Annotated in this window: 25 protein-coding genes and 1 pseudogene; 14 read left to right on the top strand and 12 right to left on the bottom strand. The window is 60.7% G+C overall.

Annotated features, from left to right (window positions below; genetic code table 11):
• Positions 1 to 160: 160 nt before the first annotated feature.
• Both AC1D17_RS18275 and AC1D17_RS18270 read right to left on the bottom strand, forming a co-directional pair.
• A complete protein-coding gene (locus AC1D17_RS18275) occupies positions 161 to 1,720 on the bottom strand; it encodes a phospholipase D family protein (protein ID WP_477566760.1) in 1,560 nt (519 codons plus the stop codon).
• A gap of 18 nt (positions 1,721 to 1,738) precedes the next feature.
• A complete protein-coding gene (locus AC1D17_RS18270; RefSeq protein WP_477566759.1) occupies positions 1,739 to 2,587 on the bottom strand; it encodes an endonuclease/exonuclease/phosphatase family protein in 849 nt (282 codons plus the stop codon).
• Between the two features lie 215 nt (positions 2,588 to 2,802).
• Between AC1D17_RS18270 and AC1D17_RS18265 the strand changes: the two genes are divergently transcribed.
• The gene (locus AC1D17_RS18265) at positions 2,803 to 4,050 is read left to right on the top strand and encodes a cytochrome P450 (RefSeq protein ID WP_477566758.1); all 1,248 of its coding nucleotides are present in this window, start codon (positions 2,803 to 2,805) and stop codon (positions 4,048 to 4,050) included.
• A 38-nt stretch (positions 4,051 to 4,088) separates the two neighbouring features.
• On the opposite strand, the gene AC1D17_RS18260 is transcribed toward AC1D17_RS18265, so the two are convergent.
• Both AC1D17_RS18260 and AC1D17_RS18255 read right to left on the bottom strand, forming a co-directional pair.
• Positions 4,089 to 4,934 carry an oxidoreductase gene (locus AC1D17_RS18260; protein WP_477566757.1) on the bottom strand — a complete coding sequence of 282 codons (846 nt, stop codon included), beginning with the start codon at positions 4,932 to 4,934 and terminating at the stop codon, positions 4,089 to 4,091.
• Positions 4,935 to 5,002: 68 nt separating this feature from the next.
• Positions 5,003 to 5,347 (bottom strand): cupin domain-containing protein, encoded by a 345-nt coding sequence (locus AC1D17_RS18255; RefSeq protein WP_477566756.1) that lies wholly within the window; start codon positions 5,345 to 5,347, stop codon positions 5,003 to 5,005.
• Between the two features lie 292 nt (positions 5,348 to 5,639).
• Between AC1D17_RS18255 and AC1D17_RS18250 the strand changes: the two genes are divergently transcribed.
• The 5 genes and pseudogenes from AC1D17_RS18250 (at position 5,640) to AC1D17_RS18230 (ending at position 9,731) form a co-directional block, all read left to right on the top strand.
• Positions 5,640 to 5,843, top strand: coding sequence for a heavy-metal-associated domain-containing protein (locus tag AC1D17_RS18250; RefSeq protein WP_477566755.1), 204 nt, complete (start codon positions 5,640 to 5,642; stop codon positions 5,841 to 5,843).
• Between the two features lie 135 nt (positions 5,844 to 5,978).
• The gene (locus AC1D17_RS18245; protein ID WP_477566754.1) at positions 5,979 to 8,459 is read left to right on the top strand and encodes a heavy metal translocating P-type ATPase; all 2,481 of its coding nucleotides are present in this window, start codon (positions 5,979 to 5,981) and stop codon (positions 8,457 to 8,459) included.
• Positions 8,460 to 8,474: 15 nt separating this feature from the next.
• Positions 8,475 to 8,918: a Cu(I)-responsive transcriptional regulator gene (gene cueR, locus AC1D17_RS18240; RefSeq protein ID WP_477566753.1), complete on the top strand. Its 444-nt coding sequence runs from the start codon at positions 8,475 to 8,477 to the stop codon at positions 8,916 to 8,918.
• Between the two features lie 38 nt (positions 8,919 to 8,956).
• A pseudogene (locus AC1D17_RS18235) lies at positions 8,957 to 9,201 on the top strand (copper oxidase); the annotation flags it as partial.
• A 50-nt stretch (positions 9,202 to 9,251) separates the two neighbouring features.
• Complete coding sequence (locus tag AC1D17_RS18230; RefSeq protein ID WP_477566752.1) at positions 9,252 to 9,731, top strand: cupredoxin domain-containing protein; 480 nt, start codon at positions 9,252 to 9,254, stop codon at positions 9,729 to 9,731.
• A gap of 90 nt (positions 9,732 to 9,821) precedes the next feature.
• Here the strand turns inward: AC1D17_RS18230 and AC1D17_RS18225 are convergent, their stop codons facing one another.
• Both AC1D17_RS18225 and AC1D17_RS18220 read right to left on the bottom strand, forming a co-directional pair.
• Positions 9,822 to 11,102, bottom strand: coding sequence for an O-acetylhomoserine aminocarboxypropyltransferase (locus AC1D17_RS18225; RefSeq protein WP_477566751.1), 1,281 nt, complete (start codon positions 11,100 to 11,102; stop codon positions 9,822 to 9,824).
• A gap of 127 nt (positions 11,103 to 11,229) precedes the next feature.
• The gene (locus tag AC1D17_RS18220; protein WP_477566750.1) at positions 11,230 to 11,658 is read right to left on the bottom strand and encodes a CoA-binding protein; all 429 of its coding nucleotides are present in this window, start codon (positions 11,656 to 11,658) and stop codon (positions 11,230 to 11,232) included.
• Positions 11,659 to 11,878: 220 nt separating this feature from the next.
• Here AC1D17_RS18220 and AC1D17_RS18215 point away from each other — a divergent pair, with 220 nt between their 5' ends.
• Entirely contained in the window at positions 11,879 to 12,715 is an 837-nt protein-coding gene (locus tag AC1D17_RS18215; RefSeq protein WP_477566749.1) for an EamA family transporter, read from the top strand.
• Positions 12,716 to 12,733: 18 nt separating this feature from the next.
• Here AC1D17_RS18215 and AC1D17_RS18210 read toward each other — a convergent pair whose 3' ends face one another.
• From AC1D17_RS18210 to AC1D17_RS18200, 3 genes are read right to left on the bottom strand one after another with little or no spacing between them, the layout of a single operon-like run.
• The gene (locus AC1D17_RS18210; protein WP_477566748.1) at positions 12,734 to 13,021 is read right to left on the bottom strand and encodes a HigA family addiction module antitoxin; all 288 of its coding nucleotides are present in this window, start codon (positions 13,019 to 13,021) and stop codon (positions 12,734 to 12,736) included.
• 11 nt (positions 13,022 to 13,032) lie between these two features.
• Complete coding sequence (locus AC1D17_RS18205) at positions 13,033 to 13,299, bottom strand: type II toxin-antitoxin system RelE/ParE family toxin (RefSeq protein WP_477566747.1); 267 nt, start codon at positions 13,297 to 13,299, stop codon at positions 13,033 to 13,035.
• A 37-nt stretch (positions 13,300 to 13,336) separates the two neighbouring features.
• Complete coding sequence (locus tag AC1D17_RS18200; protein WP_477566746.1) at positions 13,337 to 14,158, bottom strand: enoyl-CoA hydratase; 822 nt, start codon at positions 14,156 to 14,158, stop codon at positions 13,337 to 13,339.
• Between the two features lie 160 nt (positions 14,159 to 14,318).
• Here AC1D17_RS18200 and AC1D17_RS18195 point away from each other — a divergent pair, with 160 nt between their 5' ends.
• The 3 genes from AC1D17_RS18195 (at position 14,319) to rpsI (ending at position 15,911) form a co-directional block, all read left to right on the top strand.
• Complete coding sequence (locus tag AC1D17_RS18195; protein ID WP_477566745.1) at positions 14,319 to 14,750, top strand: PaaI family thioesterase; 432 nt, start codon at positions 14,319 to 14,321, stop codon at positions 14,748 to 14,750.
• Positions 14,751 to 14,976: 226 nt separating this feature from the next.
• Positions 14,977 to 15,441, top strand: a complete 465-nt coding sequence (rplM, locus tag AC1D17_RS18190) for a 50S ribosomal protein L13 (RefSeq protein ID WP_264219235.1) — start codon at positions 14,977 to 14,979, stop codon at positions 15,439 to 15,441.
• A 2-nt stretch (positions 15,442 to 15,443) separates the two neighbouring features.
• Positions 15,444 to 15,911 carry a 30S ribosomal protein S9 gene (gene rpsI, locus AC1D17_RS18185; protein WP_477566744.1) on the top strand — a complete coding sequence of 156 codons (468 nt, stop codon included), beginning with the start codon at positions 15,444 to 15,446 and terminating at the stop codon, positions 15,909 to 15,911.
• 83 nt (positions 15,912 to 15,994) lie between these two features.
• On the opposite strand, the gene AC1D17_RS18180 is transcribed toward rpsI, so the two are convergent.
• Entirely contained in the window at positions 15,995 to 16,726 is a 732-nt protein-coding gene (locus AC1D17_RS18180) for a cysteine hydrolase family protein (RefSeq protein WP_477566743.1), read from the bottom strand.
• Between the two features lie 159 nt (positions 16,727 to 16,885).
• Positions 16,886 to 17,347, bottom strand: a complete 462-nt coding sequence (locus tag AC1D17_RS18175) for an Lrp/AsnC family transcriptional regulator (protein ID WP_477566742.1) — start codon at positions 17,345 to 17,347, stop codon at positions 16,886 to 16,888.
• 121 nt (positions 17,348 to 17,468) lie between these two features.
• On the opposite strand from AC1D17_RS18175, the gene AC1D17_RS18170 reads away from it, so the two are divergent.
• The 4 genes from AC1D17_RS18170 to AC1D17_RS18155 all read left to right on the top strand — a co-directional run bounded on the left by AC1D17_RS18170 (position 17,469) and on the right by AC1D17_RS18155 (position 21,190).
• Positions 17,469 to 18,260 (top strand): phenylalanine 4-monooxygenase, encoded by a 792-nt coding sequence (locus AC1D17_RS18170; RefSeq protein WP_477566741.1) that lies wholly within the window; start codon positions 17,469 to 17,471, stop codon positions 18,258 to 18,260.
• 92 nt (positions 18,261 to 18,352) lie between these two features.
• On the top strand, positions 18,353 to 19,309 hold the full coding sequence (gene speB, locus AC1D17_RS18165; protein ID WP_477566740.1) for an agmatinase: 957 nt from the start codon (positions 18,353 to 18,355) through the stop codon (positions 19,307 to 19,309).
• A gap of 93 nt (positions 19,310 to 19,402) precedes the next feature.
• Complete coding sequence (gene argC, locus AC1D17_RS18160) at positions 19,403 to 20,335, top strand: N-acetyl-gamma-glutamyl-phosphate reductase (RefSeq protein ID WP_477566739.1); 933 nt, start codon at positions 19,403 to 19,405, stop codon at positions 20,333 to 20,335.
• Positions 20,336 to 20,398: 63 nt separating this feature from the next.
• A complete protein-coding gene (locus AC1D17_RS18155; protein WP_477566738.1) occupies positions 20,399 to 21,190 on the top strand; it encodes a sulfite exporter TauE/SafE family protein in 792 nt (263 codons plus the stop codon).
• Here the strand turns inward: AC1D17_RS18155 and AC1D17_RS18150 are convergent, their stop codons facing one another.
• Positions 21,191 to 22,294, bottom strand: a complete 1,104-nt coding sequence (locus tag AC1D17_RS18150) for a COX15/CtaA family protein (protein WP_477566737.1) — start codon at positions 22,292 to 22,294, stop codon at positions 21,191 to 21,193.
• Between the last annotated feature and the right edge of the window lie 16 nt (positions 22,295 to 22,310).

Below are 22,310 nucleotides of genomic sequence, written 5' to 3'. Positions count from 1 at the left end.
CATAACGTTAATAGCCGCGCAGAGCCGGAACATCGTCATCCCGACGCATCTCTGCCAGTCTTTTAGCTGATCCTAACGGGCGAGATAGAGGAAAGACCGGTTTTTGAATTTTTTCACACAGACTTTCGGTCTTTCAGAGTGAAAAATCGGTAAAGGCGGGTCAGAGCTGCGATTCGATTGGCAGGATGCTGATGATCCCGGCGGTCAGGCGGCGCCACAAACCGGCCTCCGGCTCGCGGCGAAGGACGCGCATTTCATCGCCTGCGTTGTCGTGCCAGCGCAGACGTCCCCTGTCGAGCGACAGCCGGAAGCTGTTTTCGGGTCTTGTTTCGATGTCGAAAACGGCATCGACCTCCTTGACCAGCGCCGGATGGGTGAAGAGCACGCCCATTTCCGTATTCAGCGATGCCGAGCGGGGGTCGAAATTCATCGAGCCGACAAAGCCGGTTTTTCCATCGACCGTAAAAGCCTTGGTATGGAGGCTGGCGCCGCGCGAGCCGAACAGCGACATCCGCTGGGGATCGCCGAATTCGTGCGTGGCCTTCAATTCGAACAGAGCCGCTCCGCACTTGAGCAGCGCTTTGCGGTAGTTGGCGTAGCCACCGTGCACCGCAGCAACATCGGTGGCGGCCAGCGAATTGGTCAGCACCTCGACCGTGACCTGCCGCTGCACCAGCCGCGCGATTTCGGCAATGCCCTGCGCACCGGGGATGAAATAGGGCGAGATGACCCGGACACCATGTTGCGCCGATGTCAGGGCCGGCATCAGTTCCTGCATGACCCAGTTGCTGCGTTTCGGCAGAAATGCCTTTTCGGGCGGATCCGATACCAGCGTGGCAGCGCTCGTCCAATGCAGTGCCGTCTCCACCGGCAACAGGCGGCCATCCTGCATCGCGCTGTCGGCATGCGCCACATAATGCCGGCCGCCCGATGTCGCGGCGATCTTTTCAAGCTTTGCCCTGAAAGCCGGCAGATAGTGCGCACGCGGCGTGCGCAGCGAGCCGATCGGCACGACGACCGGACTATTCCAGTAGCCGTCGAAGATCGTCGCGGAATCTTCGGCGACAGGCCCCAGCATCCAGACATCGAGATCGCGAAAATTCGACTGCTCATCGGCATCGAAATAGGCGTCGCCGATATTGCGGCCACCGGCGATCACCAGGCGCCCATCGGCGATCCATTGCTTGTTGTGCATGCGCCGCGTGGCGCGGAAAGGCCGCAGCATCATCTCGAAACCGCGCCGGAAGCGATCGGTGCGCGCACGGCTGGGATTGAACAGGCGAACCTCGATGTTCGGATGGCCATCCAGCGACAGGCACATGCGGTCATGCAGGCCGGCATTGATGTCATCGAGAAGGAGCCGGACGCGCACGCCGCGATCGGCAGCGGCCAACACCTCGCGTATCAACATCCGACCGGTCAGGTCGTTCTTCCAGTAATAATACTGCAGGTCGAGGCTGCGGCCCGCCTTGCGCGCCGACACAGCCCTGAGTGCAAATGCAGCCATGTTGTCGGAAATCAGCGCAATGCCGTTGAGCCCCTTGTGCGCATCAAGCAGAGGTGCTGCCAGCCGGTCGAGCTCTGTCTGATCCCCTTGCGGCGGCAGGGCCGTTGTCGCCGGTCCCTGCAGCCGCCGCCCGAAACGGCCATAGGCATAAACAGCGAGCAGCGCCAGCAGACCGGACACAAAGGCGAATAGAGCGACGACATAGGCGCGCATGCTATGACGACCTGTTCGTCATGGTTGAGCCGCCGAAACCGCTCCGATTGGATTTCCCGCGCCCAGAGCCGCCTTGAGATCGATATAGGCCTTGATCGGCAGGTGATCTGAGGCCACGCGGGAAAGGGGCGTATTGTGTACTTCGACGGCGGTCACCAGATTGTGCGGGCTTCCCATCACCCGGTCGAGCGCCAGCAGCGGAAAGCGCGAGGGAAAACTCGGCACCGCCGTTGCGGCATGATCAAAGACCGGACTGAGCGAACTCAATGCGGAGCGGCGTCCCATCCGCCACTCGTTGAGATCGCCGATCAACAGCGTCGGCCGCTCCTCCGCCTCGCTGATGGCAGCGATGATCGCTTCGGCCTGACGGGCACGGGAATGCCTGAGCAGGCCGAAATGGGCGGCAATGATTCTCAGCGGACCTGCCTTCAAATCGAGATCGACGACCAGCGCGCCGCGCGGCTCGACGCCGGGCAACTTCAACTGGTGAACCTTGGCGACGGCACCCTCGCGCAACAGAAGCACATTGCCGTGCCAGCCGTGTCCCTTGGCGGAGAAGGCGGCAATCGGCACCGCGATCAGGTGACAGTCGCGATGCAGCCGATCGAGGTCAAGCAGCCCCGCGCGCTCGCCAAATCGCTGATCGGCTTCCTGAAGGGCGATGATATCGGCGCCGATTTCACTGATCACGTCGGTGGTGCGGCCGGGGTCGAAGCGGTTGTCGGTACCGACGCACTTGTGGATATTGTAGGAGGCGATGACCGTATCGCCACGCTCCCCCGCCGGGTCCCTGCCCGCAAGCGACACACGTTTCCCGCGGATGGCAGCCAGAATGCCCTGTGAAAGGCTGGTATGCGACGAAGCCATAGTCTCTCTCTGGTCGTTGCCGTTCGTCATCCATGAAATAGACATGTCGCCCCACAAGGCAAGGCGGGATCAGTCATATGCCTGTTTTCGTCAGCGGGCGATGTTTTTCCCGGTAGCAAAATCTGACATGAGCGTGCCAAGGGCCTTGCCGGGCACGCCACCTGCGCCGTAAATCGGAAGCCTGCCCCTATCGTTCCGTCCAGCGAGAATGCCAAATGCCCGCACCTTCTGCCATCGCCATCACGCCCTCGACCCGCAATGTCAGCATCGACGTCCGCAATCCCGCCTTTTACAAAAATCCGCTGGCCTCCTACGCCGCTCTGCATGCGCAGTGTCCGTCCTTTTTCTGGGAAGAGCCGCAGCAATGGTATTTCGCAGGATATGACCAGGTGAACAACCTGCTGCGTGACCGCCGGTTCGGCCGGCAGATCCTGCATGTGGCGACGCGCGAGGAGCTGGGCCTGCCGGAACCCAAGCCGCATCTGGCGGATTTCGACCGGCTGGAGGCCTATTCGCTGCTCGAGCTTGAGCCGCCGGCGCATACGCGGTTGCGCACGCTGGTCAACCGCGCCTTCGTCTCGCGCCAGATCGAACAGCTGAAGCCGGAAATCGCGGCACTGTCGCATTCCCTCATCGACGGCTTCGAAAAGGACGGCGAGGTCGAGCTTCTGAAAACTTACGCCGAAATCGTTCCGGTGACGGTGATCGCCCGCATGCTCGGCGTGCCGGTGGAGATGGCGCCAAAACTGCTCGACTGGTCGCATCGCATGGTGAAGATGTATGTGTTCAACCCGACGCTTGAGACGGAACACGACGCCAACCTGGCCTCGGCCGAGTTCGCCGCCTATCTGAAGGGCATCATCGACTGGAAACGAAAAAATCCCGCCGACGATCTTTTGACCCACATGATCACCACCGAAAAGGACGGTGAACGTCTGTCCGACGACGAACTGATCTCGACGGCGGTGTTGCTGCTCAATGCCGGACATGAAGCGACCGTGCACCAGCTCGGTAATGCCGTGCGCACCCTGCTTGAAACCGGAACGTCCGCAAAAGACGTGCTTTCCAGCGACGCCGCCACGGAACGGACCATCGAGGAATGCATGCGTTATGCCGCGCCGCTGCACATCTTCCAGCGCTACGCCCTTTCCGACATCGAGCTGGAAGACGGCATCAGCCTGAAAAAGGGCGACAAGATCGGCCTGCTGCTGGGCGCGGCAAATGTCGACCCGAAGAAATTCTCAGATCCCCTGACCTTCCGCCCCGAGCGGAACGAAGGCGCGCATGTCTCGTTCGGCGCCGGCCTGCATTTCTGCATCGGTGCGCCGCTGGCACGACTGGAACTGAAACTGTCGCTGCCGATCCTGTTCGAACGGCTGCCGGGCCTGCGGCTCAAGAGCGAGCCTGAGATCAAGGACAGCTATCACTTCCACGGGCTGGAGCGACTGGAACTGGAATGGTAGTCAAAACGGCGCGGCCTCCTTGCCGCGCCGAATGGCGTCTACTGCGGAAAATCGGCACCTTCGGTTACTTCGGCCCAGGCTTCGAAATCGCGGCGCAGCGTCTCGATCTTGCCCCGTCCGCCCACCAGTGCCGCCTTGCCCAAAAGAAGGCGCAACGGCGGGTTTTCGGCTTCCACGGCCTTGATGATGGCTTTCACGGCCCGCTTCGGATCACCGGCCTGCTTGCCGCTGCGTTCGCGAATGGCCGATGCGTTCTGGCCGGCCGTATCGCGGTAGTCCTCGATCGTCTGGGGCGCCTCGTTGGCCGAGCGCCCGGCCCAATCGGTTCGAAAACCGCTGGGCTCGACCAGAAGAACCTTGATACCGAGCGGCGCCGTCTCGATTGACAGAGCTTCGGACAGGCCTTCGACGGCGAATTTCGTTGCGTTGTAGAAGCCGACGGCCGCCCCGCCACGAATGCCGCCGATCGACGATATGTTGACGACGGTCCCTGAACGCTGCTTGCGCATGGCCGGCAGGACCGCCCTGGTCATTGCGGCAAGGCCCCAGACGTTGATCTCAAACATGCGGCGGACTTCGTCCATTTCGCTTTCCTCGACCGAGCCGAAATAGCCGATGCCGGCATTGTTGACGAGCACGTCGATGCGGCCGAAACGGGCAAGGGCTGCCTTGACCGCGGCTTCGATTTCAGCGGGCTTGGTGACGTCGAGCTTCAAGGCCAGAGCCTTGTCCTCGTTGCCCTTCACGAGGTCTTCGACCTGCGCGGGATTGCGGGCGGTCACGACTGTCGGATAGCCCAGCGCCATAGTTTGCTGTGCCAGTTCGCGGCCAAAACCGGTCGAACAGCCGGTGATGAACCAGACGGGTTGGTCGGCTTGAGACATTGGATTTCTCCTAATGATGGAAGAGACGGCGAGTGCCGTCCCCGGATGCCCCCTCGGATATAGGAAGGCTAAACCCGAATGACATAGTCCTTGCGAGTCGTTTCAACCACTTCCCAGGTTCCCTTGAAGCCGGGTCTGAGGATCATGCTGTCGCCGGCCTTCAAGTGCGTTGCGGCACCGCCGTCTTCGGTGACGATGGAGATGCCGGACAGGATGTGGAAATACTCCCATTCGTCATAGGCAATACGCCACTTGCCGGGCGTCGCTTCCCAGATGCCGGCATAGATACCGCCTCCGGCTTCCTCGAAATTCCAGGTGCGGAATTTTGGCGTGCCGGAGATCAGCCGGTCCGGTGCCGGTGCGCCGGCTTCAGGCTCAAGAGACGTCGGATCGAATGTCAGCGCGTGGGTCATGGATGCTCCGTTACGCAAGGGGATGGATCAGGTTTATTCGCCAAAACATGTGAATCATACCCGTCGAGTTCTCGCCATAATTTTCTTCCCGTCCCGGCCTGAGGAGAAAGACAGCCTTTCAACCTGACGGCCTGAAAGACCTTGCTCGCCCCGTCCTTGCCGATGGCGATGAACACAGCCGTCCCGATCGAGCCCGAAAGGTGAAAAGCGTTGCAGGCAGAAAAACTGCCCTTGACCCTCCCACCGTTGGAAGCCCCATCTCAAGGCAACCCCATTGAAAGGAGACATCATAATGTATGAATTCGACATCCAGAACATGACCTGCGGCCACTGCAAGGGCACCGTCGAAAAGGCCATCAAGGCCGCCGATCCGGCTGCCGTCGCGACCGTGGACCTCGCGTCCAGGAAGGCGACCGTCGAAACAACGCTCGACCCGGCCGTCATCGGCCAGGCGATCCAGGACGCCGGATATCCGGTGTCGTATGCAAGGCGTTGACATGGGCAAACGCCCGTCCGGTTCGCGCGGGACGGGCACCGTAGCTCTGGGCCTGACAAATCCCAGATCGCCCCTTGACCTTCCCATCATTGGAAGGACTAACTATATGGGCAGTGAGCAAAGGGATCACCCCAAATGACTGCCATACCGAAGATCGAAACATCGAAGTCCCTGCCCGTCCCGACCGATTTCGGGATCGAGGGCATGACCTGCGCGTCCTGCGTCGCGCGGGTCGAGAAAGCCATCGCTGCCGTGCCGGGCGTCGCCTCGGCCGTCGTTAACCTCGCGACCGAGCGCGCCACCGTCACCTATAACGAACCGGTTCCGGCCGAAGCTGTCCTTCAGGCCATCGAGAAGGCGGGCTATGAACCCAAACTCGAAACACGGGAATTCCGCGTCGAAGGCATGACCTGCGCCTCGTGCGTGTCCCGCGTCGAGAAGGCTCTGAAAACCGTTGCGGGCGTGACGGCCGCCTCGGTCAATCTGGCGACCGAAAAGGCGACCGTCCGTATCGTCTCCGGAACGTCCCTACTCGCCCTTGAGGATGCCGTGCGCGCCGCCGGATACGAGCCGCGCAGGATCGCTGCTGACAGTCCAGCAGACGGCAATGAGGATCGCCGGGACCGCGAGGCAAACCGCCTGAAGATATCGCTGGCCCTGTCGGCCGCACTCACGCTTCCCTTGTTCGTGCTTGAGATGGGGTCGCATTTCATTCCGGCCGTCCATGACTGGGTCATGGTCAGCATCGGCATGGGCAACAACCTTGTCATTCAGTTTGTGCTCGCCACCATCGTCCTGTTCGGACCAGGTCTCCGCTTCTTTCAGAAGGGCGTTCCCAACCTGCTTCGCTGGACCCCCGACATGAATTCGCTGGTCGTGCTCGGCACCTCGGCCGCCTGGAGCTATTCAGTCGTCGCGACATTCCTGCCCGGCGTGCTGCCTTCCGGTACCGCCAACGTCTACTACGAGGCGGCCGCCGTCATCGTCACGCTGATCCTGCTCGGCCGTTACCTTGAGGCGCGCGCCAAAGGCAAGACCAGCCAGGCGATCAAGCACCTCATCGGCCTTCAGGCGAAGACCGCGCATGTAAAGCGCGGCGAGGACTTCGTCGAGATCGAAATCGGAGACGTGACCCTCGGCGACATCGTGCGCATCCGCCCCGGCGAGAAAGTCCCGGTCGACGGCCGCGTCAGCGAAGGCGCGTCCTATGTGGACGAGTCGATGATCACGGGCGAACCCGTTCCGGTCAAGAAATCCTCGGGCGACGATGTCGTTGGCGGCACGATCAACAAAACCGGATCGTTCACGTTCGAAGCGACAAAGATCGGCGCCGACACACTTCTCGCCCAGATCATCAAGATGGTCGAGGCCGCGCAAGGCTCGAAGCTGCCGATCCAGGCACTCGTCGATCGGGTTACGGGATGGTTTGTCCCGGCCGTCATTGCGGCCGCTGCCCTGACTTTCATGGCCTGGCTCGTCCTCGGCCCTTCGCCTGCGCTGACCTTCGCTCTGGTCAATGCCGTCGCGGTGCTGATCATCGCCTGCCCCTGCGCCATGGGTCTGGCAACCCCGACATCCATCATGGTCGGCACGGGCCGCGGGGCCGAACTCGGCATTCTCTTCCGAAAGGGCGAAGCGCTCCAAACCCTGCGCGACGTCGACGTCGTGGCACTGGACAAGACTGGCACACTCACCAAGGGCAAGCCGGAACTGACAGACTTTGCCGTCAACGAGGGGTTCGATCGCAACGAAACGCTCCGCCTCGTTGCCAGCCTGGAGATGCAGTCCGAGCACCCGATTGGCGAAGCCATCGTCGCGGCGGCGAAAGCCCAGGATCTTTCGCTGCTAGACGTCTTGGATTTCGAAGCTACCCCGGGCTACGGCGTGAGCGGCCGAATCGGCGATCGGACCGTGCTGGCCGGCGCAGACCGGGCGATGACGCGGAGCGGCATCGATATCTCGCCGTTTTCGGATCAGGCGGCCGCTCTCGGCGATGCGGGCAAGTCGCCGCTCTATGCCGCCATCGACGGCAAGCTGGCCGCCATCATCGCCGTGTCCGATCCCGTCAAGGAAACGACGCCGCAGGCGATCAAGGCCCTGCACGCGCTCGGCCTGAAAGTCGCGATGATCACGGGGGACAACAGGCGCACGGCGCAGTCGATTGCCCGTCAGCTCGGCATCGACGAGGTCATCGCCGAAGTCCTGCCCGATGGAAAGGTCAAAGCCGTGGGCAAGCTGCGCGAGGGCGGACGCAAGGTGGCGTTCATCGGCGACGGCATCAACGATGCGCCCGCTTTGTCGGAAGCCGACATCGGTCTTGCGGTCGGAACCGGAACGGACATCGCCATCGAGAGCGCCGATGTCGTGCTGATGTCGGGCGATCTCAACGGCGTGCCACGGGCGATTGCCATCAGCAAGGCGACGATCCGCAACATCCGGCAGAACCTGTTCTGGGCCTTTGCCTACAATGTCAGCCTGATCCCCGTCGCTGCGGGCGTCCTCTACCCGTTGAACGGCACGCTGCTGTCGCCGGTCCTTGCCGCCGGCGCAATGGGCCTATCGAGCGTGTTCGTGCTGGCCAACGCGCTGCGTCTACGGCGCTTCAAGGCAAACTGACGGAAGGAAACCACGATGAACATCGGTGAAGCATCCAAGGCCTCCGGCGTCTCGACCAAGATGATCCGCTACTATGAGCAGATCAAGTTGATCTCGCCGGCCCATCGCACCGAATCGAGCTATCGGACATATACGGACAACGACGTTCACACGCTGCAATTCATTCGCCGTGCACGCGATCTCGGGTTCTCGGTTGAGCAGATGAAGGCCCTGCTGGCCTTGTGGCGGGACCGCTCGCGCGCAAGCGCCGACGTCAAGGCGATCGCGCTTGAGCACATCGCGGAGCTCGAGCGCAAGGCCGCAGCCATTGCCGCGATGACGAAGACGCTCAAGCATCTGGCCAGTCATTGCCACGGCGACGAACGGCCGGACTGCCCGATCATCGAAGGCTTCGCCGAGACCCTGGAGGATAACGGGCCCGGTGTGCCGTCCAAGTTCGGCCTCGCCAACCTCGTCTAGATGAGCCCGGTCAGTCCGCCTTGACCCGCAAAAATAATTTCCCTGAGAACATCGTTCCGACGATGACCAGATGGTGTCCGCGCGGCCCGATCGAGATGGGTGGCATGTTCTCCGTCGTCAGGATCCGCGAGGGGATTGCAGCCGACAAGTATACCGATCGCGGCTGGTACGAAAACCCACCCGGCACGAGGCTGGCGAGTGAACGGGAAAACGCCCCGGCACGACCAAGGCCAAGGATGCCAACATCCGGATCTTGCCCAAGCCCGTGAAGCCCAAGCCCTAAAGGACGGCTGATCTCGACCCGATCCAATTCAGCAACCAAAGGAATGAACCATGAAAACTGCAATGATCGCGCTGTTCCTTGCGGCGCTCGCCACTCCCGCCCTCGCTTCCGGCTCGCATGCGGGTGGCCACGGTGAAGCCATGGCCGCCGGTGAACCCGGCAAGAAGGCTCAGGCAACCCGGACGATCCGTGTCTCCATGAAGGAGACGGATGACGGCAAGATGGTCTTCGCGCCCAACACCTTCAAGGTGCGCAAGGGCCAGACGATCGTCTTCTCCATTAAGAACGCGGGCGAACTGGACCACGAGTTCGTCCTCGACCAGGATGACAAGATCATGGAGCACAAGGCCATGATGGAAAAGTTTCCGGAGATGGAACATGACGACCCGAACGCGATCCGTCTGGCCGCCGGAAAGTCCGGTGAGATCGTCTGGAAGTTCACCAATGACGGCACGTTCAAGATCGCCTGCCTCGTTCCCGGCCACTTCGACGCCGGAATGCATGGCGACGTCGCCGTCGCCATGCATTAACCCACAGAAGGAGATGGGACATGTAGTCGATCAAGCCGGCCGCAACGACGGTGTTCGTCATCGCGCTTGCCTCCGGCCTGGCGAACTACATCAGGCTTTCGCCAGCGACTGCTCGAGATCGGCGATGATATCGGCGACATCCTCGATGCCGACCGACAGGCGAACGACTTCCGGGCCAGCGCCGGCCGCCGTCTGCTGTTCTGCCGTGAGCTGCCGGTGCGTGGTCGAGGCCGGGTGGATCACCAGCGAGCGCGTGTCACCGATATTGGCCAGATGCGAGACCATTTCCAGGCCTTCGACAAAGCGTTTTCCGGCTTCGTAACCACCCTTCAGACCGAAGGTGAAGACGGCGCCGGCGCCGCGCCTGGAGTATTTCTGCTGGAGCGCGTGATTGGCATCGCCCTCGAGGCCGGCATAATTCACCCAGGCAACCTTGTCATGGGCGCTGAGCCACGTGGCAACGGCCAGCGCGTTGTCGCAATGCCGCTGCATGCGGAGCGGCAACGTCTCGATGCCGGTCAGGAGCAGGAATGCATTGAACGGCGAGATCGCCGGGCCGAAATCGCGCAGGCCCAGTACCCGGCAGGCAATGGCGAAAGCGAAGTTGCCGAAGGTCGCATGCAGGACCATGCCGGCATATTCGGGGCGCGGCTCCGAAAGGATCGGATATTTGCCGGATTTCGACCAGTCGAACGTGCCGCCATCGACGATGACGCCGCCCATCGAATTACCATGGCCGCCCATGAACTTGGTCAGCGAATGCACGACGATGTCGGCGCCGTGTTCGATCGGCTGGATCAGGTAGGGTGTGGCCATCGTGTTGTCGACGATCAGCGGCAGGCCATGTTTCTTGGCGACGGCGGAAATGGCCGCGATATCGACGAAAGTGCCGCCCGGGTTGGCGAGGCTCTCAATGAAGATCGCCTTGGTGCGGTCATCGATCTGGCTTTCGAAAGAGGCGATATCGGCCGTATCCACCCAGCGAACTCGCCAGTCGAAGGATTTGAAGGCATTGCCGAACTGGTTGACGGAGCCGCCGTAGAGCTGACGGGCCGCCAGAAAATTGTCGCCGGGGCTCATGATGGCGTGGAACACCAGCAGCTGCGCCGCATGACCGGATGCAACGGCAAGCGCTGCCGTGCCGCCTTCGAGCGCTGCGACACGTTCTTCGAGCACGGCCTGCGTCGGGTTCATGATTCGGGTATAGATATTGCCGAAGGCCTGCAGGCCGAACAGCGAGGCGGCGTGATCCGCATCATTGAAGACGAAACTCGTGGTCTGGTAGATCGGCGTTGCCCGCGCACCCGTGGTCGGGTCCGGCGCTGCGCCTGCGTGGATCGCGAGCGTATTGAAACCTGGTTTGTTCGTCATGGATGTGTCCTCCCTTGATCAAGTTCGGCGCACTATTTCAGAGGTAACATGTTGCGGTCAAAGACTTTTTTGCCTGTTTTGCACGCCTGACGGGTAAGGAATTCCAATCCTTGACCCAACGGGGGAATCAACCGACCAGCCGCGGGTACTCGATCGCCGGGCAGCGGTCCATCACCACCTGAATGCCATTTTCCTCAGCCTTTGCCGCAGCTTGGTCGTCGCGGACGGCCAATTGTGTCCAGATGAATTTGGGGCGGGCTTTCAGGGCAAGGATTTCATCGATCAGCGCCGGCAGCGCGCCGGTTGCGCGAAACACGTCGATCATGTCGACCGGTTCGGGAATATCGGCAAGCCTGGCATATACCTTTTGACCGTGGATTTCCTTGCCGGCCTGACCGGGATTGACCGGAAAAACCGTGTAGCCCTTGCGCAGCAGGAACGCCATCACGCGGTGGCTCGGGCGCTCGGCATTGGGCGACGCACCGACCAGGGCAATGGTTTTCGTCGAGCGCAGAATGCCGGACAGGTAATAGTCTGGATACACATCATGATTCATCATCGACTTCCGCGCTGCATGATCTTTGAGCCGATAATTGAGACAGCCTTCGCGGGTGTCAACCGGCCAGTCGGCGTTCACACCTGAATCCGCTAAATGACGATATCGCGCAGCGTGGCCAAATCTGACCCTTTGCCAGAATCGAGTTGCTTTTCTTAGCTCTCCACTTCAGAAACACAGCCATTCCGCCGCTTCTCTCGCAGTATTTCGAAGGTTCATCTTGCCCCTTGACGTCATTGCTCTCGTTCTGTTCGGGGCGTTATTGCATGCGACATGGAACGCCCTGGTCAAGGCGGGATCGGAAAAATCGCTGGATGCAGCGATGATCGCGCTCGGTTCTGCCGTCGTCGCCCTGCCGTTCCTGCCTTTCATGCCATTGCCGCATCCGGACGCCTGGCCGTTCCTTCTGGTGTCGGCGCTGTTCCAGTTTGCCTATTTTCAGCTTGTTGCGGCCGCCTACCGCGCCGGCGATATCGGCCTTGTCTATCCGCTGATGCGTGGCGCCGCCCCTTTGCTGGTGGCTGGAACGAGCGGCGCGATCATCGGCGAAAACCTGTCCGACGGGACGATCGCCGGCGTCCTGACGATCTCGACGGGCGTGCTGACCCTGGCGTTCGAGGCCCGCAAGGGCGGCACCCGCGCCATCCTCTTGGCGCTTGCCAATGCCGTAGTGATCGCCACCTATACCTATATCGACGGGATCGGCGCACGGCTGGCCCTCAACCCGATCTCCTACACGCTCTGGATGGTGCTCCTGCCGCCGGTGTTGTTGTTTTCATGGGCTTTTGCCAAGCGCGGCTTTGCGCCGGTGCTCTTCCACGTCCGCCATCAATGGTGGCGCGGACTGATCGGCGGGGGCGGCTCGATCCTTGCCTATGGCCTGGCGCTCTGGGCGATGACGAAAGCGCCGGTTGCGACGGTCGCAGCGCTGCGCGAAACATCGATCCTCTTCGCCATCACCATCTCGATCGTCGTCCTCAAGGAACGCGTCAGCATCGTCCGCATCGCCGCCGCCTGCCTGATCGCGCTCGGTGCGCTGACGCTGAAGCTGGCTTGAGCGGCATTTACGTCAATTTCAGGCAGCAGATTTTGCTGGAAGAACTTCGATCTTGATCCGCTCACCGTTTTGTCGCGATGCGACGGCGAGATCGTAAGCGCCTTGGAGTCCGAGCCAGAACTGAGGATCATTTCCAAAGAACTGGCCAAGCCTCAAAGCAGTATCGGCGGAAATCACGCGTTTTCCAGTCAGGATTTCGGAAACGCGTCCGGAGTTTATCCGCAGCGCCAGTGCCAAAGCGTTGCCTGTCATGCCGCGCGCATCCAGTTCTTCCCTGAGCATTACGCCCGGATGAATTTCAAACATTCCATTTTCCTTCAATGGTAGTCCACTATTTCGACATCGTAAGCATGTCGAAAACAGAGCCGCCAGGGCCCGTTAATGGTCATCGCCCATTGTGTCTTTCGATCTCCCGGCAGTTTACGCAACCCAACCGATTTCAAGGGTGCCAAGTCATCGAGAGAGCGGGCATTGTACAGCATGACCAGCCGCATTTTTGCCTTCTCGGCATCCAATCCGGAAAGTTTTGATTTTCCGTTCTGTACAAATTGCCGCGTCGCGCTGTTGGCAATCGATTTGATCATACACACAACATGCACGTCCGTCGTACAACGTGACGCATCATGCTTTGGGCCACTCCGGCGTCCGCTTGCCGAGAACCGCATCGATCCCCTCCTTCGCATCGGACTTCAGCATGTTCTCCACCATCACCCCGGTTGCAAAATCATAGGCCCCGGTGATGCTCATCTCAGCCTGTTGATAAAACGCCCGCTTGCCGATCCTCAGCGCCTGCGGTGATTTCGAGGCGATGACGGCGGCGTATTTGTTGACCACCTGCTGCAGATACTGTTTCGGCACGATGCGATTGACCAGGCCGAAATCCTTGGCGGTCGAGGCATCGATGGTTTCACCGGTCAAGAGCATTTCCATCGCCTGCTTGGGGTGCGCGGCGCGCGAGACGGCGACCATCGGCGTCGAGCAGAACAGGCCGATATTGACGCCCGGCGTGCAGAAGGTCGAGCTGTCGGTGCAGATCGCCAGATCGCAGCTTGCGACCAGCTGGCAGCCCGCCGCCGTCGCCAGACCGTCGATTTCAGCGATCACCGGCTGCGGAAGCTGGTTGATCTTCAGCATCAGGCTGGCACAGAGCCGCAGGGATTTTTCGAAAAACGCCCGCCCTTGGTCATCGTCAGCGCGATGCGCCGTCATTTCCTTCAGGTCATGACCTGCGGAAAAAAGTGCGCCGGATGCGGCAAGAATCACCACCCTAATGTCATCCGACTGGGCAGCAGTATCGAGTTCGGCACCGAGTGCCTCCATCACCGCAATCGAAAGCGTGTTGGCCGGAGGATTGTTCAGCGTCAGCCGCAGCACATTGCCGGAAACTTCGCTGTGCACCGGGCCACGGGGTTCTTCCTTGTGCAAGGGAACGATATCCGCCATCTCTCTTCTCCTCTATCGTCGTCACGGCTTGCCCGGATCAGCGTTTGGTACGCTGCTGCAAGCACCGTTTCAAGCAGCGGCTTGAAACCGATAGGACTTTCGTCCTGCTTGCCCCGGCCACCCGCCGCCCGTTAGAAGGTCACGACACCGGGAGTGAACCATGCCTTTGGAACCGATCCTCACCGTCGCCGATCTCAACCGTTTCCTCGATACGGATTTTTCCGAAGTCCATACCGACGGCAAGATCTTCGAGGTCATGGCCACGGGGCCGGGCTTTGCCACGATGCGGCTGGATCCGCAGCAAAAACACCTGCGCCCCGGCGGCACCGTCTCGGGACCGACCCTTTTTGCGCTTGCCGATGTCACCGCCTATATCGCGCTGCTTGCTCATATCGGCCCGGTGGCGCTCGCGGTCACCACCAATCTCAACATCAATTTTCTCAAGAAACCCAAGCTCGGGCCGCTGCAATGCACCTGCCGGATCCTGAAACTCGGCAAGCGGCTGGCCGTGCTTGATGCCGCGATTTCAGAGCTTGATGGCGATGAACTGGTTGCCCACGCCACCGCGACCTATTCGATTCCGCCGAGATAATTTGTGGTATCAAAATACCCCATATCTAACTATATGTTTTATAACGGCAATTTTTCAAACCGCTCAAAACCGCGATCTTGACCGCATTTCATCCTTTGCGTATAAGCCGCACCAGATCGCGGTCCCTTGGGGCCGCTTTCATTTTTGGCTGGCTGAATGCCTGTCAAATTCAAGCAACAAGAAACGCCCGGCGGCAACGTATCGGGTTCAACGAAAGAGTTTTAACATGTCAACCTTCGTTCAGAAGCCTGCAGAGGTGGAGAAGAAGTGGATCCTCATCGACGCCGAAGGCCTCGTTGTCGGCCGCGTCGCCACTATCATCGCCAACATCCTGCGTGGCAAGCACAAGGCAACTTACACTCCTCACGTTGACGACGGTGACAATGTCATCGTGATCAACGCCGAGAAGGCAGTCCTGACCGGCAAGAAGTACACCGACAAGAAGTACTACTGGCACACCGGTTACCCGGGCGGCATCAAGGAGCGCACCGCGCGCCAGATCATCGAAGGCCGCTTCCCGGAGCGCGTTCTCGAGAAGGCTGTCGAGCGCATGGTTCCGCGTGGCCCGCTTGGCCGTCGCCAGATGAAGAACCTGCGCGTATACGCCGGTACCAATCATCCGCATGAAGCACAGCAGCCGGCCGTCCTCGACGTCGCCAAGCTGAACAGCAAGAACGTAAGGAGCGCCTAATCGTGGCTGATCTCTCTTCTCTGAAAGACCTCGGCACGGCTTCGGAAGCTTCGGCTCCGGTTCATGTCAAGAAAGTTGACGCCCTGGGCCGCTCCTATGCGACCGGCAAGCGTAAGAACGCCGTCGCCCGCGTCTGGGTCAAGCCGGGTTCCGGCAAGATCACCGTCAACGGCAAGGAATTCGCAAACTACTTCGCACGTCCGGTTCTGCAGATGATCCTGCGCCAGCCGATCGTCGCTGCTGCCCGTGACGGCCAGTTCGACATCGACGCGACGGTAGCCGGCGGCGGTCTTTCCGGCCAGGCCGGTGCCGTTCGTCACGGTATCTCGAAGGCCCTCACCTACTTCGAACCGGGCTTGCGCTCGGTCCTGAAGAAGGGTGGCTTCCTGACCCGCGATAGCCGCGTCGTCGAGCGTAAGAAGTACGGTAAGGCCAAGGCCCGCCGTTCGTTCCAGTTCTCGAAGCGTTAATCGTTTCCGGAATTATCGATTTGGAAAAGGCGGGCTTTGTCCCGCCTTTTTCTATGGCTCCAGGGGAACGCAATCCCGCACGCTTATTCAGCCGGTTCAGGACGGCGCTGACGTTGCGCCTCAATCGCCCTCAGGAAATTGTCAGACGTAGAGACCCATCCAAAAAGTATCTGCACGAGCGTAATCGATGCATCATGATTGCTCCTCGAGGCGTCCCGGCCGATTGGTTCGCTGGTGCAATCCGTCAGCAGGACACAGTGGTAGTCCCTGAAAAAGGCATCACGGATCGTCGATTCGACGCACACGCTCGTCGTGCATCCGGTGACAATGAGGTGCTTGATACCCGTCTTCTTCAATACGGCATCGAGTTCGGTCTGATAGAAACCGCTGAACCTTGTTTTATAGAGGACAACATCCCCAGCCTCAGGCTTGAGCCGGTCGACAATATCTGTTCCCCACGTATCGCGGATCAAAATCCGACTATCGCGGCCATCCGGGGCAGTCACAGCGTCGCCTACCCCAAAGATTTGGAGGTGCCGCATGCGATTGGGGGCGTCCGGCGCTCCAAGGTCCGAGAGATCGGAATGATAGCCCATTTTCAGATAGACGATGAGCACTCCCAGGTCGCGGGCAGCAGCGATGACGCTTGCAATCGGCTCGACAGCCTTTTGAATACCGGAAAGATCGATTCCGGCCCTGTCGAACATGCCACCTTTCGAGCCGAAGTCGTTCTGCATATCCACCACGATAACGGCAGCCTTAGAGGGATCGATTGATACGGATTGCGGCATAGCGTCGATGACAAGTGACTGCATTTCATTCTCCCATCTTTACGAGAATTTGCGCACTGTGCCTCAGTCATCATGATCCGCCGCCGATCACACGTCAACAAAGGTTGAGAACGGCACCGCGGCTTGCCCGCCGTGGACAGCGGCGCGTCCAAAGGCAGTTCCGCGCGACCTTGGGAGCATGCATCAAATCGGCAATTCCGTCGAAAACTTCAGCTCCCGCAGCACGAAACTCGACACCACCGTGCGCACATGCGGGTTGCGCATCAGGTAGCGCGTCATGAAAGCCTCGTAGCTTTCGACATCGCTTGCCCGGATTTTCAGCATGTAGTCGAAGGCGCCGGAGAGTGCATAGCATTCCATGATCTCCGGCCGCTCCAGCACCACCGAAGCAAAGGAGGCAACCGCCTCCTCGTGATGATCCTCCAGCGTCACATGCGCGATGACACAGAGTTTCAGATCGAGTTTTCCGGGATCGAGCAGCGTCACGCGCTTGCGAATGACGCCGTCGGCTTCCAGTTCCTGGATCTTTCGCCACGCCGAACTCTGCGACATGCCGGCCTTCTCGGCCAGCTCCGCCAGCGACAGGCTGCCATCGGCCTGGACGAGCTGCAGAAGCTTGCGATGGAAATTCCCAGATTCTTTCATATTTCTAAAAATCTCCGAAAATCCTGCCAATATTACGCCCGTACCCAGCACAAAAGAAAGAAAAATCCGTCGATCCGGGGGCATAATTGCAAGCAACTCGCGCATCTGGGAGGATCGAAACATGACCAATGAAAGCAGCTACACCGCCAAACTGCCCGGGCCGGACGGGATCTATCCCTACACTGCGGAGGAAGACGCAATCTGGGGAGAGCTCTATGAGCGCCAGATGAAGCTGCTCGCCAACATGGCCTGCCGGGAATATCTGGATGGCGTGAAGACCCTTGGCTTAAGGCCGGACAAGGTCCCGCAACTTGCCGATGTCGATCGCCGTTTGCATGAGACCACCGGCTTCGGGGTCGAAGGCGTCCCCGCCCTCATTCCGCCCTCGCGCTTCTACGAACTTTTGTCGCAGGGCAAGTTTCCGCTCGCCACCTTCCTGCGCCGCCGCGAGCATATCGACTACATCGAAGAGCCGGACCTGTTCCATGAGGTGTTCGGACACTGCCCGCTGCTGACCAATCAGAGCTACGCCAATTTCGTGCGCCATTTCGGCGAAGCGGCCGTCCGTCTGGGCAAGGGTTATTCCTGGCACCTGTTCCGCGTCTTCTGGTTCACGGTGGAATTCGGCCTGATCAACACGCCGCAAGGCCGCCGCTGCTTCGGAGCGGGCATTGTCTCTTCGCCGAGCGAGGCGAAGGCCGCCATGGAAGGCTCGGCGTGCGAATTCCGGCCGTTCGACCTGATGAGTGTGCTCAGAACACCTTACCGTATCGATATCGTCCAGCCGATCTACTATGTCATCGACAGTTTTGCCGATCTCGAAGCGATCGTCGCACAGGATATCGGCGCGATGATCGAAAAGGCAAAGTCTCTCGGTGATTTTGCCCCGGCTTTCGAAGCCAAGGCCTCATGAGAGACTGATTATCCGGCAGCAGTCCTAATCGGGGTCTTGCCTTCCTTCAGCCGATTGTCCAACGTCTGGCCACGCAACAGACGGAACCGATCATGGCCAACAAGACGATAGACCACGCAATCACTGCCGCATCGCTGAAGAGCGCCGCCACCGACCCGACCCATGCCGGCATCCTGTCCTTCATGCGGCGGAAATATACCAAGAGCCTGAAGGGCGTCGACGCCGTCGTCTGGGGCATCCCCTTCGACGCGGCGACGTCCAACCGCCCGGGTGCCCGCTTCGGGCCGCAGGCCATCCGCCGTGCTTCCGCCATCTTCGACAATGATCCGCAATATCCGTTCGACCGTGACCTGTTTGAAGACATGGCGACGATCGACTATGGCGACTGCCTGCTCGACTATGGCAATCATGCCGCCACGCCTGAGACCATCCGCGCCGGGGCAGAATCCATTCTCGCAAGCGGCGCGTTCCTGCTGACGCTTGGCGGCGACCATTTCGTCACTCTGCCATTGCTGCGCGCCCATGCCGCTGTTCACGGCCCCCTCTCCCTCGTGCAGTTCGACGCGCATCAGGATACCTGGGCCGACGAGAAAGGCCGTATCGACCATGGCTCCTTCGTCGGCCGTGCGGCGCGCGAGGGCCTGATCGATACCGCAAGCTCGATCCAGCTCGGCATCCGCACCCACGCGCCGGAGGATTGCGGCATCCGCATCCTCTATGGCTACGATATCGAGGAGATGAGCGCTGGCGAGATCGCCGACGTCATCCTCCACCATGTCGGCGACCGCCCGGCCTATCTCACCTTCGATATCGACTGCCTCGATCCGGCCTATGCTCCCGGCACCGGTACGCCGGTTGCGGGCGGGCCGTCCTCGGCGAAAATCCTGTCGGTAATCCGCAAGCTTGGCGCGCTGTCCATCAAGGGCGCCGATGTCGTCGAGGTCGCCCCTGCCTATGACCACGCCGATATCACCGCCATTGCGGGCTCCACAATCGCGATGTATATGCTCGGCCTTCATGCCGAACAGCTGGCGGAAYGGCGCGGATGACGGCCTGCCCCACCCTGTTGTCAAACTGATTCAATTTCATGCCAAAGTGATTCCGGAAGAACCGATAATCCATTGGCAGGACAGGATAAAATCATGAAACCGAAGATCTTCATCGATGGCGAACACGGCACCACTGGCTTGCAGATCCGCAGCCGCATGGCTGGCCGCTTAGATGTGGAATTGCTGTCCATTCCGGAAGCGGAACGCCGCAACGCCGCCATCCGCGAAGATCTCCTGAACAGCGCCGATGTCGCCATCCTCTGCCTGCCCGACGACGCCTCCAAACAGGCCGTCTCGATGCTCGAAGGCAACAACAAGGTGCGCATCATCGACACGTCGACGGCGCATCGCATCGCGCCGGACTGGGCCTATGGCTTTGCCGAAATGGATGCGGCGCAGGCGGCTAAAATCCGCGGTGCCCGCCTCGTCGCCAATCCCGGCTGCTACCCCACCGGCGCCATCGGCCTGATCCGCCCGCTGCGCCAGGCCGGCCTGCTGCCGGAAAGCTATCCCATCACGGTCAATGCGGTCTCCGGCTATACCGGCGGCGGCAAGCAGATGATCGCGCAGATGGAAGACCCGGCCAATCCGGACCATATCGACTCGCCGAACTTCCTCTACGGCCTGACGCTGAAGCACAAGCATGTGCCTGAGATGCAGACCCATGGCATGCTCGATCGCGCCCCGATCTTTTCGCCATCGGTTGGCCGCTTCCCGCAGGGCATGATCGTTCAGGTGCCGCTGTTCCTCGATCAGCTGAAGGACGGCGCAACGCTGGAAACGATCCATGCAGCGCTTGTTGCCCATTATGCCGGACAGTCGATTGTCGAGGTCGTACCGCTGGATACGAGCACGAAGCTGGCCCGCGTCGATGCCGTCGAACTTGCCGGCAAGGACACGATGAAGCTTTTCGTGTTCGGCACGAGCGGTGGCGAACAGGTCAATCTGGTTGCCCTGCTCGACAATCTCGGCAAGGGCGCCTCGGGTGCTGCGGTCCAGAACATGGACCTCATGCTGTCGGCATAAACCACCATCCCTTCGGGGCGTTCGCCGCCCCGATCCGCGACTGCGGAAAGGCATTGATCCGACATGGACGATACCGGCTTCTTCGCGACCCTTTTTGCAAGGGTCGCCACCTCGCTGCCCGAGCACGGCCTTTATCCACTGTTGATCTGCACTTTCATCGCCGGGCTTGCCCGTGGCTTTTCCGGTTTCGGCGCCGCCCTTATCCTCATCCCGGTCGGCGGTTCTATCCTCGGCCCGAAGATCATTTCCCCGGTTCTACTGGTGATCGACACGATTGCGGCTGCCGGCATGCTGCCGGCCGCATGGCGTGGCGCCAACCGGCACGAGGTCTTCATCATGGCATCCGGCGCCCTGATCGGCGTGCCGCTCGGCACGGCCGCCTTGGCACTTGCCGATCCGCTCGTCTTACGCTGGGCGATCACCATCGTCGCCACGCTGCTTCTTGCTCTATTGGTTTCCGGCTGGCGCTATCACGGCCAGCCGCGCGTGCCGCTGACGGCGGGCGTTGGCGGCATTGCCGGCATTTTCAGCGGCGCCGCCCAACTCGGTGGACCGCCGGTGGTCGCCTATTGGCTGAGCGGCGCCAACGACGCCCCGGTCATCCGCTCGAACCTCATGCTCTATTTCGCGATTTCCTCAGGCTTGACGGCCGTCACCTATCTGATCGGCGGTCTGTTCGTCGAGCAGGTCTTTGCCATGACGCTGGTCATCCTGCCGCTTTATGCTGGCGGCCTCTACATCGGCTCGCACCTCTTCGGCCTTGCCAGAGCATCGACTTTCCGGATCATCTGCTATGTGCTGATCGGAGCATCCGCCATTCTCGGCATGCCCGCCCTCGACACGCTCCTGCGCTGATCAATCCCTGACCTCGATCGCCAGCGGCCGGGGATATTCTCCGGTGAAGGCACGCCAGTGGGCAACGGCAAAGCCGAGCACGATCAGCGCGCCGCCCTGATGGGCAACGCCCCAGCCGACCGGCACCTGCAGGATCAGCGTCGTGATACCGATGATCGCCTGGATCGTCACCAGCACGAACAGCAGCACCGAACGGCGCGCATGCGTCGTGTCCGGCGCGTTGCGCAGCGAGGCAATCATGTGCATCAGGACGAAGGCGAACAGCACATAGGCGCCGATGCGGTGGACGAACTGTACTGTCTTCGGATTTTCGAACAGATTGAGCCAGGCGGGCTGCTGGATGAACAGGTCGGATGGCACGAAAGAGCCGTCCATCAACGGCCAGGTATTGTAGCTCAGGCCGGCATCGAGCCCCGCGACCAGTGCGCCGAGATAGATCTGGAATAGCGCCATGCAGGCGATGATCGCAGCCATCTTCCTTGAGCTTGCCGTCGGCGCCGGATCGTTGGCGTGAGGCGACAGTCCCCTGCCGATCCAGATGCAGGAGATGAAGATCAGACAGGCAATGACGAGATGGGTGGCCAGCCGGTATTGGCTGACTTCGGTGCGGTCCGCCAAACCCGAGGAGACCATCCACCAGCCGATAAACCCCTGAAAACCGCCAAGCGCCAGAATACCGAGCAGCGGCAATTTCAGGCGCGGCTCGATCTTTCCGCGGATCCAGAAGAAAGCCAGCGGCAAGGCAAATATCAAGCCGATGGAGCGGGCAAGCAGCCGGTGCGCCCATTCCCACCAGAAGATGGTCTTGAAGCCTTCCACCGTCATGCCGCTGTTGAGCTGCTCATATTGCGGGATCTGCTTGTAGAGTTCGAATTCCTCCTGCCATTCGGCAGAGGTGAGCGGCGGGATGACCCCATGGATCGGCTTCCACTGGGTGATCGACAGGCCGGATTCCGTCAGCCGCGTCGCGCCGCCGACGAGCACCAGCGCAAACAGGGCCAGCACGACGATGCCCAGCCATATCCGGATCTGGTCCCGATTGCGGCTGACCGTATCGATCTCCCGAAGAAGCCGCTGTTCCGTCGCCAAATCCGTGCTTGCCATGCAAGGTCTCCACTGT

The sequence above is a fragment of the Pararhizobium sp. P1_E7 genome (assembly GCF_056405855.1).
This window is presented reverse-complemented; position numbering and strand designations above follow the sequence as displayed.